Raw genomic sequence first — 13,253 nt, forward strand, 5'->3', positions numbered from 1 at the left:
GTGCGCCAGGATCAATCCTCGCGATAGCGGCGCAGCTTGAGCTGCTTACCGGCTACGCGGGTGTCCTTGAGCTTGGTCAGCAGACGCTCCAGACCATCTTCCGGCAGCTCGACCAGGCTGAAGCTGTCGCGCACCTGGATACGGCCGATAGCATCGCGGGCCAGGCCGCCTTCGTTGAGGATCGCGCCGAGCAGGTTCTTGGCGGCGATGCCGTCACGAGCACCCAGAGCGGTACGGCAACGCACACGGCCTTCGGCCAGTGGCATTGGCGCACGGCGCTCACGGTCGCCACGGTCGCTGCTGCTGCGCTCGCCACGATCAGGGCGGTCGCTACGCTCGGTACGCTCGCCACGCGGGGCACCGGTTGGTACCAGCGGCTGCTCGCGCTCAACCGAAGCCAGATCCAGCGGCTGACCGTTGGTGGCCTTGCTCAGCAGGGCGGAAGCCAGGGCACGCGGGGTGCATTCCAGCGAAGCGGTCAGGCGGTCGAACAGGTCGCCGTGGGTGGTTTCTGCTTCGGCTACCAGTGGCGCCAGGCTTGCGGTCAGCTTCTTGATGCGCGCATCGAGCACAGCTTGTGGGCCAGGCAGACGGGCTTCAGCAACTTTCTGACCGGTCACACGCTCGATAACCTGCAGCATGCGGCGCTCACGTGGAGTCACCAGCAGCAGTGCACGGCCTTCGCGACCGGCACGGCCAGTACGGCCGATACGGTGAACGTAGGACTCTGGGTCGTACGGCATGTCCACGTTGAACACGTGGGTGATGCGCGGTACGTCCAGACCACGGGCAGCGACGTCAGTAGCGACGACGATGTCCAGGCGGCCATCCTTGAGCGACTCGATGACGCGCTCACGCTGGTTCTGGGCGATGTCGCCGTTCAGCGCGGCAGCCTTGTAGCCTTTGGCTTCAAGGGCGGCAGCGAGATCCAGGGTGGCTTGCTTGGTACGCACGAAGGCGATCAGGGCATCGAACTCTTCGACTTCCAGCAGACGCAGTACGGCAGCGATCTTCTGGTCGGCGTGAACCATCAGGTGAGCCTGATCGATCGCGGTGACGGTCTGAGTCTTGCTCTGGATCTTGACGTGTTTCGGCTCGCGCAGATGACGCTCGGCGATGCTGCGGATCGACGACGGCAGGGTCGCAGAGAACAGCACGGTCTGGCGAGTCGGCGGCAGGGCCTCGAAGATGACTTCGAGGTCGTCCATGAAGCCCAGCTTGAGCATCTCGTCGGCTTCGTCCAGCACCAGGTGCTGAACAGTCGACAGAACTTTCTCGTCGCGACGCAGGTGGTCGCACAGACGGCCTGGGGTGGCTACGACGATCTGAGCACCATTGCGAATGGCACGCAGCTGTGGGCCCATCGGGGCGCCACCGTACACAGCCACTACATTGATACCCGGCGTTTGCTTGGCGTAGGTTTCGAATGCGGTAGCAACTTGCAGCGCCAACTCACGGGTTGGCGCCAGGATCAGGGCTTGCGGTTCGCGCTTGCTCACATCGATGCGATTCAGGATCGGCAGAGCGAAGGCAGCGGTTTTACCGGTGCCGGTCTGCGCCTGGCCGATCATGTCATGACCGTCGAGGATGATCGGGATCGACTGATGCTGAATGGCGGACGGCTCTTCGTAGCCGGTGGCCATTACAGCAGCAACAATGTTCGGGTTAAGTCCGAGAGCGGCGAATCCGCCGGTTTCCTGGGTCATGGGTCTGCCTCTATGTGCATCCGCAAAGACCCATGCTCCAAAACTGCACATGCCTTGAAAGACCCAAAGGTCACCCAGGCAGTTTTGGCGGCGGGGATTTGCGAAAACGATTGAAAAAGAAATACTTGAGAAGGTCCGACTAGCGGACGTGCAGCCGAAGCTGGACTCGGAGGATTTGCACCACCTGATTTTGCGGCCCGCTAAAAGACCGGCGCGTACTATACCCGAAATCCTTGATTACGGTGAAATTTTTTTATCGACCGTGGTGGGGTGGGTAGCTGGCCAGGGATTATGGCTGAATCGGTTCGGCTTTTGCGGGTGGCAGGATGAAGAATTGTAGTGTGCAGGCAATTCGGGGGGCATGCGCCCCAAAGGCCTCAGGTCGCCGGGCGAATCGCCTTGATCAGGTACTCAAGGCTATACCCCAACTGCGGCGCCAGCGCCTCGGCCCGCGCGCGCAACTCGTCGATCTGCAATTCCTGATCGAATTCGGCTGGCACCAGCACCACGACATTGCCCTCCTTCACCGGCAACTCCCAATAATGCCGGTGGTAGAGCCCACGCAGCAGCGCCGCACCCAGCGGCTTGCCGTCATCGCCGGCCCACTGGTTGATCACCAGCCAACCGCCTGGGTTTAGCTGCTGCTGACACTGCTCGAGGAAATTCCAGGCCAGATGCGCCACTCCCGGCCCATGGTCGGTATACAGGTCGACAAAGATCAGGTCAGCCTTCTCGGCCGTCGGCAGCAACTCGACCGCATCACCAATGCGTACATACAGCCGCGGGTCATCGTCCAGACCGAGGTATTCCATGGCCAGCCGCGGTACATCCGGGCGCAGCTCGATGGCTTCGACGTCATCCAACGGCAGGAACTTCAGGCACGCCTGGGTCAGCGTACCCGCACCCAGGCCGAGAAACAGCGCGCTCTCGGGCAGCTCATGGCACAGCGCGCCGATCAGCATCGCCCGGGTGTAGTCGTATTCAAGCCAGCTAGGGTCAGCGGTAAACACGCAGCTTTGCTCGATGGCCTCACCGAATTCGAGAAAACGATAATCCTCGACCTCGTAAACGCTGACGATGCCATAGGCATCCTCGACCCGAGCCAGCAGCCGCTCTTCCCGCTCGTTAGTCATTACCACTCCCGCTGCACCGCGCACAAAAGCGTCATTGTCCGTCAATGCCTGCGGTGCAACAAGCACGCCGCCACCTGATACCATGAGCCATTGCCCATAACAGCCATAACGAGCCCGTGATGAACCAACCCTGGAGCCCTGAAAGCTGGCGTGCCCTGCCCATCCAGCAGCAGCCGAGCTACCCCGATGCCGCGCACCTGGCCAAGGTCGAGCAGACCCTCGCCAGCTATCCGCCGCTGGTGTTTGCCGGTGAAGCGCGCGAGCTGCGCCGGCAATTCGCCGAGGTCACCCAGGGCCGGGCGTTTCTGCTGCAGGGCGGCGATTGCGCCGAGAGCTTTGCCGAGTTTTCCGCCGCGAAGATCCGCGACACCTTCAAGGTGCTGCTGCAGATGGCCATCGTCATGACCTTTGCGGCCGGTTGCCCGGTGGTCAAGGTCGGGCGCATGGCCGGGCAGTTCGCCAAGCCGCGTTCGGCCGGTGACGAGACCATCGGCCAGGTGACCTTGCCAGCGTATCGCGGCGACATCGTCAACGGCATTGGCTTCGACGCACCCAGCCGCATCCCCGACCCCGAGCGCTTGCTGCAGGCGTATCACCAGTCCACCGCCAGCCTCAACCTGTTGCGCGCGTTCGCCCAGGGCGGTTTTGCCGACCTGCATCAGGTGCACAAGTGGAACCTCGACTTCATCGCCAACTCAGCCCTTGCCGACAAGTACCACCAGCTCGCCGACCGTATCGACGAGACCCTGGCGTTCATGCGCGCCTGTGGCCTGGACAGCGCGCCGCAGCTGCGCGAAACCAGTTTCTTCACCGCCCACGAAGCGCTGCTGCTGAACTACGAACAGGCGTTTGTACGCAGCGACAGCCTGACCGGCGATTTCTATGACTGCTCGGCGCACATGCTGTGGATCGGCGATCGCACCCGCCAGCTCGATGGCGCGCATGTCGAGTTTCTGCGCGGTGTGCACAACCCGATCGGGGTCAAGGTCGGCCCGAGCATGGACCCTGAGGAGTTGATTCGGCTGATCGATGTGCTCAACCCGAGCAACGATCCAGGCCGTTTGAACCTGATCGTGCGCATGGGCGCAGGCAAGGTCGGCACACACCTGCCGGGGCTGATCCGTACGGTAGAGCGCGAAGGCCGCCAGGTGCTGTGGAGCTGCGACCCGATGCACGCCAACACGATCAAGGCCAGCAGCGGCTACAAGACCCGCGACTTTGCGCAGATCCTCGATGAGGTGAAGCACTTCTTCCAGGTTCATCAGGCCGAAGGCTCGTACGCTGGCGGCATTCACATCGAGATGACCGGGCAGAACGTCACCGAGTGCATTGGCGGTGCGCGACCGATCACCGAAGACGGCTTGTCCGATCGCTACCACACCCACTGCGACCCGCGGCTGAATGCCGACCAGTCGCTGGAGTTGGCATTCCTCATCGCCGAAACCCTCAAGCAGGTCCGTCGCTGACCTGCTCCCGCGCAGTCACTGCCAGCCAGTGACTGCGCGACCGGCTTACAGCTCGTAAGCCAGCAGCACGGCGCACACCACCAAAAAGCCACAGAACATCATGCGCAGCACGCGCTCGGGCAAGGCGTGCGCGAGCTTCACGCCCCAACTGATGCTGAGCAGCCCGCCCACGGCCAGGGCAGCGCCCATCTGCCAGTCAACACTGTGGTGCAGGCCGTAGGTGAGCAAAGTCACCGAGGTGCTCGGTGCCGCCAATGCCAGCGACAGGCCCTGGGCGACTACCTGAGTGGTGCCGAACACACTGGTCAGTACCGGTGTGGCAACCACCGCGCCGCCAACCCCGAACAGCCCGCCCATGGTCCCGGCAAAACAGCCGAGCACACCCAGCCACGGCCACGGATAACGCAACTGGCTGCTGGCCGGTGCGGTGCGCATGAACATCCGCGCCAGGTTCCACACCACCAACGCCAGCAAAAAGCCGACAAAGCCCAGGCGCATCGAATGGGCATCGATGCCGACCGCCCAGATCGAGCCCAGCCAGGCGAACAGCAGACTGAAAAGCGACAACGGCAAGGCGTAGCGCAGTTCGATGCGGTTGCGCTGGTTGTAGCGCCACAGCGCCAGCAGCACATTCGGCACCACCATCACCAGCGCGGTGCCTTGCGCGAGTTGTTGGTCCAGACCGAACAGCACGCCCAATGCCGGTATCGCGATCAAGCCGCCACCGATGCCGAACAACCCGCCCACCGTGCCCAATGCAGCGCCCAGTACGATATACAGCAACCACTCGATCATCAGGGCCTCATCTGCCTGTTACACAATGTGTACATGCTAACCATTGCGGGCTGGTAGGGAAACGCACAGCAGCGCACAATGGCTTTGCGTATCTCGCACAAGCAGAGTCTTAATGAACCCCGATGCCCTTACCGAACAGCTGAGCCTGTTCCTCGACGTGCTCGACACCGGCAGTTTTTCCGCAGCGTCCAGGCGCCATCCCCTGACCCCATCTGCCGTGGCTCGGCGCATCGACAGTCTCGAGGCAGCGGTGGGCAGCCGGCTGTTCATGCGCAGCACCCACGCCGTACGCGTGACGCCCGCCGGCAAGGCCTTTGCCGAACGCGCGCGGCGCATCATCGAAGAGCTGCGCCTGGCCCGCGCCGAAGCGGTGTCGCTGAGCAACGCCCCTGAGGGGCTGATCCGCATCGACGCCCCGGCCGCCTTCGGCCGCCTGCACCTGGCCCCGGCGATTGCCGACTTTCTCGCGGCGTATCCCGGGCTGGACGTGCGCCTGCGCCTGATCGACAGCTTCGTCGACCTGCACGGCAGCCACCTGGGCGAGGTCGATCTGGTGTTGCGCGCCGGCCCCTTGGCAGACACCCGCCTGGTTGCTACGCCACTGGCCTATATGGTCCGCGTGGCCTGTGCCAGCCCGGCGTATCTGACCAACCGTGGCTTGCCAAACTGCCCCAGCGAACTGCCAGAGCACGACGGCCTCGACTGGGACGGCCTGGCGCCACCGTTTGCCTGGCGTTTCAACGTCGATGGCCAACTGCGCCTGTATCGGCCCAGCCGCATGCGCATGTCGGCCAACAACGCCGAGACCCTGCTGTGCGGCGCCCTGGCCGGTTTGGGCGTGGCGCACCTGCCGACCTGGCTGATCAGCGAGCACCTGCTGCGCGGCGACCTGGTGCCGTTATTCTGTCAAAACGGCCTGCCTGCAGCCGAGACCAGCGGTATCTATGCATTACGCCTGGAACATGAAACGAACTCTCGCAGTCGCTTGCTGCTCGAATTCCTCAAGAGCCGGTTCAGTCCGTTGCCGCCGTGGGATCTTGCCCTGCGCAGCGAATTACGCTGGTAGTGACCGCGCCAGTTATCAGCGTGCTAGATTTTAAATCTGAAGAATTCAAGGACCTGCATGAACGCCGACACTAAAGCCCCTTGCGACGAGCTGCTGCTGAACAACCAGGTCTGTTTTGCCCTGCACTCGACCTCGTTGCTGATGACCAAGGTTTACAAGCCCTTGCTGCAGGCACTGGGCCTGACCTATCCGCAATACCTGGCGATGCTGGTGTTGTGGGAGCAGGACGGCCTGACCGTAGGGGAAATCAGCAATCGCCTGCTGACCGACCCTGGCTCGCTGACCCCGCTGCTCAAACGCCTGGAAAGCGAGGGCCTGCTCAAGCGCACCCGCAGCCGCGAGGATGAACGGGTGGTACTGGTGCAACTGACCGACAAGGGCCATGCCCTGCATGAGGATGCCAAGCGCGTGCCGCAGTGCATTCTGCAGGCCAGCGGGCGCAGCCTGGAGCGGCTGCAGCAGTTGCAGGCCGAGCTATTGGACCTGCGCGCCAGCCTGCAAAAAGCCGTGTAGCGACTACGCTGGCACAGCGGCCCCGACAAACGGCTGATGTTTTATCTTGCGCGCTAACTAATTGCGCGCTAATTTAAATCCCACACCAACCAGCGCCACGGCGCGCAGCACATTACGCGAGGCTAGTCATGCAAAAGGTCACTCCGCTGTACATTGCCCAAGCCACTTCTACCGGTGGTCGTGATGGCAAATCCCGCTCGGACGACGGCAAGCTCGAAGTCAAACTGAGCACGCCGAAAGAGCTCGGCGGCGCCGGCGGCGAAGGCAGCAATCCCGAGCAGCTGTTTGCTGCCGGCTACTCGGCCTGCTTCATCGGTGCCCTGAAGTTTGTCGCGGGCCAGGCCAAGCAGCCGTTGCCAGCAGACACCTCGATCACCGCCAAGGTCGGCATTGGCCAGATTCCCGGCGGCTTTGGCCTGGACATCGACCTGGAGATCAGCCTGCCCGGCCTGGAACAAGCCGCAGCGCAGGAACTGGTCGACAAGGCACACCAGGTCTGCCCGTACTCCAATGCCACCCGCGGCAACGTCGATGTACGCTTGCATGTGAACGTCTGAGTAATCTTCAGGCATAAAAAAACCCGGCCAGCGCCGGGTTTTTTTGCGTTCGGCAGAAGTGATTACTTCTTCGAACGGCCTTTGAAGCTACCGTCACGGGTGTCGATATCGATCATTTCGTCGATTTCGATGAAGTCAGCAACCTGAACTTCAGTACCGTTGGACAGTTTGGCAGGCTTCATGACCTTGCCCGAAGTGTCGCCACGCGCCGAGTTCTCGGTGTAGACAACTTTACGGCTGATGGTGGTCGGCAGTTCAACCGAAACCAGACGGTCTTCGAAGAACACCGCTTCGCAGACGTCTTCCATGCCTTCTTCGATGTACGGCAGAACGGCCTCGATGTCTTCGGCGTTCAGCTCGTACATGGTGTAGTCGCTGGTGTCCATGAAGGTGTACGAGTCACCGCTGATGAACGACAGGGTCGCTTCTTTGCGATCGAGGATCACGTCGTCCAGCTTGTCGTCTGCACCGTACACGGTTTCAGTCTTGTAGCCGGTCAGCAGGTTTTTCAGCTTGGTCTTCATGATCGCGCTGTTACGGCCCGACTTGGTGAACTCAGCTTTCTGAACCAGCCACGGATCGTTATCGATGCGCAGAACGGTACCGGGTTTGATTTCTTTACCAGTTTTCATTGCGAAATATCCGAATCTGGATGGATTTATAAAAATCGAGGCCGCGTATCATAGCGAATTTCGGCAAAAGTGTACTAGCGCTGTGGCGAGGTCCGGCTGAGCGGCTTGCGCGACAGCCCATTCGCGGGCATGGGTTTGCAGTTCGTCCCAGTGTGGCTGCAGCGCTTGCCAGGCCTGGCCCGTGTCGCCGTCGATGTTCCATGCCCGCCACAATGCGGTCAGCGCCACGCTGGCCGGGTCTGACAGACCCTGGCGATAGAGCGCCAGGAACGCTTCGAGTTTTTCCCAGTGGGCGTTCTCGTCCTGGACGTAGATATGCCACAGCATCGGCACGCCGGCCCATTGCGCACGCACGAACGAATCTTCACCGCGCACGGCATTGAAGTCGCAGGCCCACAGCAGCTTGTCGTAATCACCCTGACTGACGAATGGCACCACCTGCACAGTCAGCGCGCCGCGCTGATGCAGCGCACCCGGCGCCAACGTGGCAACCTCGAGCCAGGCCGCCAGGTCCGCCAGAATCCGCCCTTGTGGCACCAGCAAGTGAGTCGCTTGCGGCCCTGCCGCCAGCGCCTGCAGCCAACTGCCCAACTGGCGGTTCTCATAAGCGAACAGCGACAGCAGCCGGCTGCCGGATGCGACCTGCACGCCCAGCCCTGCCAAAAACTCTGCCCGTTGCTTTGGCGCTGACTGCAGGCTGTCGCGGCTCGCCAGCAAACCGGCCTCGCGCAGCAGGCCGCCGGTCCTGGCGGTGAAACCCGGGAAGAAAAACACCTTGCGCAGGCCGTTGGGCTGGGGCGACGGCAAACCGTGGCAACCCTCGACCCAGTCTTCGGCGCTCAGGTACTCGAGGTTCAGCCACAACGGCGGCGTCGCTTGCGCGCTCATCGCTTCGATGTAGGCCGGGGGCAGTTGGCAGGCAAAAGCACCGATCACCACCTCGGCTGGTGTAGTGGCCGGCCATGCCGCCGGCCAATGGCGCACGTCGACACCCTCGTGCCACTGCTGCTCGGCGTTGGCGTCAGCGGCTGGGCACAGCGGCACGAAGGCATTCAGGTCGTCGACCCACAAGCGAACAGCCAGGCCATGTTCAGCCACCAGTTGCCGGGCCAGGCGCCAGGTCACGCCGATATCACCGTAGTTATCCACAACGGTGCAAAAGATATCCCAGCTGGCTTTCATCGCCGCTCCCATGCTGCGCGGTAAAACCCGCGATTTTGCGGATAAACGCCTGCCGACAAAAGCACCGCGCTGAATATTTGTCGGCGGCCATGCGACAATGCTCGCCACCCCGCCCTGCCAGGAGGCCGCCATGTACCGCCGCCGTGAACTGAAGATTACCCTCAAGCCCGTGCAACTGGTGCTGTGTATTGCCTTCGGCCTGTGGCTTGGCGTCGTCGCGATTGCCGTGAGCCTGTGGCTGGCGGCGCGGTTGTGGCCCGAACAGGTGCAGCCGGTCGCTCAGGTGCTGGCACCGGCAATCGTAGCGCCAGCACCGGCCGCAGCCGGCGATGCCCAGGCGCAGATGTTCGAGCGCTACAAGGACATTCTGCACAACCAGGAAGCCGAGCAGGCCGCCGCAGCCGCGCGGGGCAACCCGCGTAACCTGAACAAGCCCAAGTGCCAGTTCTGGCTGCAGCAGAATCGCACCGCGCCGACCGACAAGAGCCAGGCCAACGTACTCGAGTTCTGTTACTGATGCTGAACAAGAATGAAGTCCTCAGCGCCATCGTCACTGCCCTCGAAGCCGACGTCGAGGCACTGCGGCGGGCCGCGCAGATCGCCTATGAAGCCGCCACCGCCGAAGAGAACAAGGCCGAGAACAAGTACGACACCCTCGGCCTCGAGGCTTCTTACCTGGCAACCGGCCAGGCCCGTCGCGCTGCCGAGATCCGCCAGGCGCTGCTGACCTATCAACAGTTGGTGCTGCGTGACTATGACCCCGCACGCGGCATTCAGATCAGCAGCCTGGTCACCCTCGAAGACGAACAAGGCGATCAGCGTCGGGTGTTCATTGGCCCGGAGGGCGCCGGCCTGAAGATTGGCCACGGGCCGCAGCAGGTGACCGTGATCACCCCGCGCTCACCACTGGGGCAAGTGTTGATCGGCAAGCGGCTGGACGATGAAGTGAGCCTGGTGGTGGCAGGTGTGGCCCAGGTGTCCGCCGTGGTTGCTGTCGTTTAAAGCAGCTCCAGCGCATCAAAGGCGCTGGCCAGGCCCTGCTCGGCAAACTGCTCGACGACAAAGTCGATGAATGCGCGGGTCTTGCCCGGCAGCAGCTTGTGCCCGGCGTAATAAACACTGATGTTGCCATCATCCACGTACCAGTCCGGCAGCACCCGTTGCAGCAGGCCTGCGCGCAGATACGGCACGGCAAACGGCAGGCTGACCAAGGCAATCCCCAGGCCTTGCTGGGCCACCGCGCAGGCAGCATCGGAGTCGCTCATGGTCATGGCCTGACGCAACTGCAGCGGTCGTTGCTCACGCCCGCGACTGGTCAATGGCCAGGCCCGCACGCGGCCGGTCTGCGGCGAGCGGATAAGAATGCCGGGCAACTCGAGCAGATCTTCCGGCTGATTGATCGCGGCGCGCCCTTGAATAAACCCAGGCGCCGCGACCAGCACCCGATGCGCTGGAGTCAACCGCCGCGCCACCACCCCCGGCGGCAGCTCGAAGCCGCCGCCGATGGCCGCATCGAAGCCCTGGCCGATCAGGTCGACCTGGCGGTTGTCGAAGTGCCAATCCGGCGTGATCGCCGGGAAGCGCTGCAAAAACTCACCCAGCAGCGGCAGCACGTACAGGCGGCCGAACACCGTGCCCATGCTCACCCGCAACAGCCCCGCCGGCTGCCCCTGCGCGCTGGCCAGGTTGGCCATTGCCGACTGGATAGTGCCGAAGCTGTCCTTGACCTCGCTTAAAAAGCGTTGGCCGGCTTCGGTCAGGGTCAGCTTGCGGGTGCTGCGCTGAAACAGCCGCACACCCAGGCGCGACTCCAGCTGGGCAACGTTCTTGCCCACTGCGGCCGGAGTCAGGCGCAGCCGCCGAGCCGCTTCGGCGAAGCTGCCAACCTCGGCGCTGCGGATAAAGCATTCCAGCGTACTGAATGACTCGATGGCCATGATTAGCAACCCAGGGTTTACTCTGCTGATCGTGATTAGCATCTTATCAGTAGCTAATCGGCAGCGGATACTGCGCCCATGCCAAGGCCTTTCGCCTTGCCCACTAGCAGGAGTTCGCCCATGTCCAGTTCCCTCATCCTCACCGGCAAAGTCGCTTTGGTCCAAGGCGGTTCGCGTGGCATCGGTGCAGCCATCGTGCGCCGTCTGGCGCTGCAAGGCGCACACGTCGCGTTCACCTACGTCAGCTCCGCCGGGCCTGCCCAGGCCCTGGCCGAAGAGATAAATAGCGCCGGCGGCAAGGCCTTGGCGCTGCGCGCAGACAGCGCCGATGCCAGCGCCGTCCAGCAAGCGGTAAAGAACACCGTGGAGACTTTCGGCCGGCTGGATATCCTGGTCAACAACGCCGGCGTGCTCGCCGTTGCACCTGTCGCCGAGTTCGATCTGGCCGAGTTCGACCGCATGCTTGCGGTCAACGTGCGCAGCGTGTTCGTAGCCAGTCAGGCTGCAGCGCCGCACCTGGGCCAGGGCGGGAGGATCATCAATATCGGCAGCACCAATGCCGAGCGCATGCCGTTTGCCGGCGGCGCCCCGTATGCCATGAGCAAGTCAGCGCTGGTTGGCCTGACCAAAGGCCTGGCACGCGACCTCGGCCCGCAGGGCGTGACCGTCAACAACGTGCAGCCAGGGCCAGTGGATACCGACATGAACCCGGCCGATGGCGACTTTGCCGACAGCCTGATCCCGTTGATGGCCGTCGGCCGTTATGGCCACGCCGAGGAAATCGCCAGCTTTGTCGCCTATCTGGCCGGCCCCGAAGCGGGCTACATCACCGGCGCCAGCCTGACCGTGGATGGCGGCTTTTCGGCCTGAGTACCTGCCCCGTTGCGCCAGACAGCGCGACGGGGTCGCCTGGTAATCGCTACCATGCAGCAATTGAATTGGGATGGGGCCAACGCAGCCCCAATACTCGATGTACTTTTTACTGCCAGCAAAGGACCTGCCATGCCCTCCCCGACCTTGAGGCGCGCCCTCATCCTGCTGATGGCGACCGCCACCGGCCTGGCCGTTGCCAGCAACTATTACGCGCAACCTTTGCTGCACAGCATCGCCGAACAGTTTGGCCTGAGTACGGCCAGCGCCGGCACCATCGTCATCGCTGCGCAGCTCAGTTACGGCGCCGGCCTGCTGCTGCTAGCGCCGCTGGGCGACATGTTCGAGCAACGGCGGCTGATCGTGTGCATGATTGCCATCGCCACGGTCGGCCTGGTCATCAGTGCCTGCGCTCCGAACCTGGCCTGGTTGCTGGTCGGCACCACGCTGACCGGATTGTTTTCGGTGGTGGCGCAGATTCTGGTGCCGATGGCCGCCAGCCTGGCCGCCCCCGAACAACGCGGCCGCGCGGTCGGCACCTTGATGAGCGGGCTGCTGCTGGGGATCCTGCTGGCGCGCACCGCTGCGGGCTTCATGGCCGAGCTGGGCGGCTGGCGCAGCATCTATGTGCTGGCGGCAGTGTTGATGGCGATCAGCGCCATCGCGCTATACCGCAGCCTGCCGCAGCACAAGAGCCACGCTGGGCTGAAATACCCGGCACTGATTGGCTCGGTGTTTCGCCTGTTCGCCGAAGAGCCGGTGCTGCGCCTGCGCTCGTTGCTGGGGCTGTTGGCGTTCAGCCTGTTTGCGTTGTTCTGGACCCCACTGGCGTTTTTGCTGGTGCGCGAGCCCTACCACTATGGCGAGGCGGCCATCGGCCTGTTTGGCCTGGCCGGGGCTGCCGGTGCCCTGGCAGCGAACTGGGCCGGGCGCCTGGCCGACCGCGGCAAGGGTGCCCTCGGCACTACCGTGGGCCTGAGTGCGCTGGTGCTGTCGTGGCTGCCACTGGGTTTTGCCGAACAGTCGCTGGTGGCCCTGCTGATCGGTGTGTTGTTGCTTGATCTGGCGGTACAACTGGTACATGTCAGCAACCAGAACGCCGTGATCAGCCTGCGTCCCGAGGCCCGCACCCGGCTCAATGCCGGCTACATCACCTGCTACTTCATCGGCGGCGCGCTGGGCTCACTGCTGGGGACGCAGTTGTTCGAGTACAGCGGCTGGAAAGCCATCGTCGTCGCCGGGATCCTGATCGGCACGCTGGCCTTGCTGGTGTGGGTTCTGGCCGAGCGCAGGCGCAAGCTGCAGCCGCCGCGCCCGTCGGCTGCCGCGAGCTGAATTATCTGCCAGCTCAATCGTTTCTCTGAACGGGCGCCTCTGAAATAGGGGCGCCCGGCGC

13 protein-coding genes and 1 pseudogene are annotated in these 13,253 nt (G+C 63.2%); 8 read left to right on the plus strand and 6 right to left on the minus strand.

Annotated elements, in window-relative coordinates; translation table 11 throughout:
• Positions 1–11 precede the first annotated feature (11 nt).
• Both CXQ80_RS17020 and CXQ80_RS17025 read right to left on the minus strand, forming a co-directional pair.
• Positions 12–1,740 (minus strand): annotated as a pseudogene (locus tag CXQ80_RS17020) (DEAD/DEAH box helicase).
• A gap of 343 nt (positions 1,741–2,083) precedes the next feature.
• Complete coding sequence (locus tag CXQ80_RS17025) at positions 2,084–2,839, minus strand: spermidine synthase (protein ID WP_101321561.1); 756 nt, start codon at positions 2,837–2,839, stop codon at positions 2,084–2,086.
• A gap of 119 nt (positions 2,840–2,958) precedes the next feature.
• On the opposite strand from CXQ80_RS17025, the gene CXQ80_RS17030 reads away from it, so the two are divergent.
• Positions 2,959–4,305: a class II 3-deoxy-7-phosphoheptulonate synthase gene (locus CXQ80_RS17030; RefSeq protein ID WP_101321563.1), complete on the plus strand. Its 1,347-nt coding sequence runs from the start codon at positions 2,959–2,961 to the stop codon at positions 4,303–4,305.
• Positions 4,306–4,350: 45 nt separating this feature from the next.
• On the opposite strand, the gene CXQ80_RS17035 is transcribed toward CXQ80_RS17030, so the two are convergent.
• Complete coding sequence (locus CXQ80_RS17035; RefSeq protein WP_101321565.1) at positions 4,351–5,100, minus strand: sulfite exporter TauE/SafE family protein; 750 nt, start codon at positions 5,098–5,100, stop codon at positions 4,351–4,353.
• A gap of 112 nt (positions 5,101–5,212) precedes the next feature.
• Here CXQ80_RS17035 and CXQ80_RS17040 point away from each other — a divergent pair, with 112 nt between their 5' ends.
• The 3 genes from CXQ80_RS17040 to CXQ80_RS17050 all read left to right on the plus strand — a co-directional run bounded on the left by CXQ80_RS17040 (position 5,213) and on the right by CXQ80_RS17050 (position 7,236).
• Positions 5,213–6,166 (plus strand): LysR family transcriptional regulator, encoded by a 954-nt coding sequence (locus tag CXQ80_RS17040; RefSeq protein ID WP_101321568.1) that lies wholly within the window; start codon positions 5,213–5,215, stop codon positions 6,164–6,166.
• 57 nt (positions 6,167–6,223) lie between these two features.
• Positions 6,224–6,679, plus strand: coding sequence for a MarR family winged helix-turn-helix transcriptional regulator (locus CXQ80_RS17045; protein WP_101321569.1), 456 nt, complete (start codon positions 6,224–6,226; stop codon positions 6,677–6,679).
• Between the two features lie 128 nt (positions 6,680–6,807).
• On the plus strand, positions 6,808–7,236 hold the full coding sequence (locus CXQ80_RS17050) for an organic hydroperoxide resistance protein (RefSeq protein ID WP_101321571.1): 429 nt from the start codon (positions 6,808–6,810) through the stop codon (positions 7,234–7,236).
• A 62-nt stretch (positions 7,237–7,298) separates the two neighbouring features.
• Here CXQ80_RS17050 and efp read toward each other — a convergent pair whose 3' ends face one another.
• Both efp and earP read right to left on the minus strand, forming a co-directional pair.
• Positions 7,299–7,868 carry an elongation factor P gene (efp, locus tag CXQ80_RS17055; RefSeq protein WP_101321573.1) on the minus strand — a complete coding sequence of 190 codons (570 nt, stop codon included), beginning with the start codon at positions 7,866–7,868 and terminating at the stop codon, positions 7,299–7,301.
• A 48-nt stretch (positions 7,869–7,916) separates the two neighbouring features.
• Positions 7,917–9,050, minus strand: a complete 1,134-nt coding sequence (earP, locus tag CXQ80_RS17060; RefSeq protein WP_101321575.1) for an elongation factor P maturation arginine rhamnosyltransferase EarP — start codon at positions 9,048–9,050, stop codon at positions 7,917–7,919.
• A 130-nt stretch (positions 9,051–9,180) separates the two neighbouring features.
• Here earP and CXQ80_RS17065 point away from each other — a divergent pair, with 130 nt between their 5' ends.
• Positions 9,181–9,567 (plus strand): hypothetical protein, encoded by a 387-nt coding sequence (locus CXQ80_RS17065; protein ID WP_101321576.1) that lies wholly within the window; start codon positions 9,181–9,183, stop codon positions 9,565–9,567.
• Positions 9,567–10,052, plus strand: coding sequence for a GreA/GreB family elongation factor (locus CXQ80_RS17070; protein ID WP_371918883.1), 486 nt, complete (start codon positions 9,567–9,569; stop codon positions 10,050–10,052). The genes CXQ80_RS17065 and CXQ80_RS17070 overlap by 1 nt, the downstream gene beginning before the upstream one ends.
• Here CXQ80_RS17070 and CXQ80_RS17075 read toward each other — a convergent pair.
• The gene (locus CXQ80_RS17075) at positions 10,049–10,987 is read right to left on the minus strand and encodes a LysR family transcriptional regulator (protein ID WP_101321577.1); all 939 of its coding nucleotides are present in this window, start codon (positions 10,985–10,987) and stop codon (positions 10,049–10,051) included. The two genes, CXQ80_RS17070 and CXQ80_RS17075, sit on opposite strands and share 4 nt — an antisense overlap.
• Before the next feature lie 120 nt (positions 10,988–11,107).
• Between CXQ80_RS17075 and CXQ80_RS17080 the strand changes: the two genes are divergently transcribed.
• Positions 11,108–11,857, plus strand: a complete 750-nt coding sequence (locus tag CXQ80_RS17080) for a 3-oxoacyl-ACP reductase family protein (RefSeq protein ID WP_101321578.1) — start codon at positions 11,108–11,110, stop codon at positions 11,855–11,857.
• Between the two features lie 132 nt (positions 11,858–11,989).
• Positions 11,990–13,192, plus strand: coding sequence for an MFS transporter (locus CXQ80_RS17085; RefSeq protein WP_101321579.1), 1,203 nt, complete (start codon positions 11,990–11,992; stop codon positions 13,190–13,192).
• Positions 13,193–13,253: the final 61 nt, after the last annotated feature.

This window comes from Pseudomonas sp. 02C 26 (assembly GCF_002843585.1).
Classification (GTDB): Bacteria; Pseudomonadota; Gammaproteobacteria; order Pseudomonadales; family Pseudomonadaceae; genus Aquipseudomonas; species Aquipseudomonas shirazensis.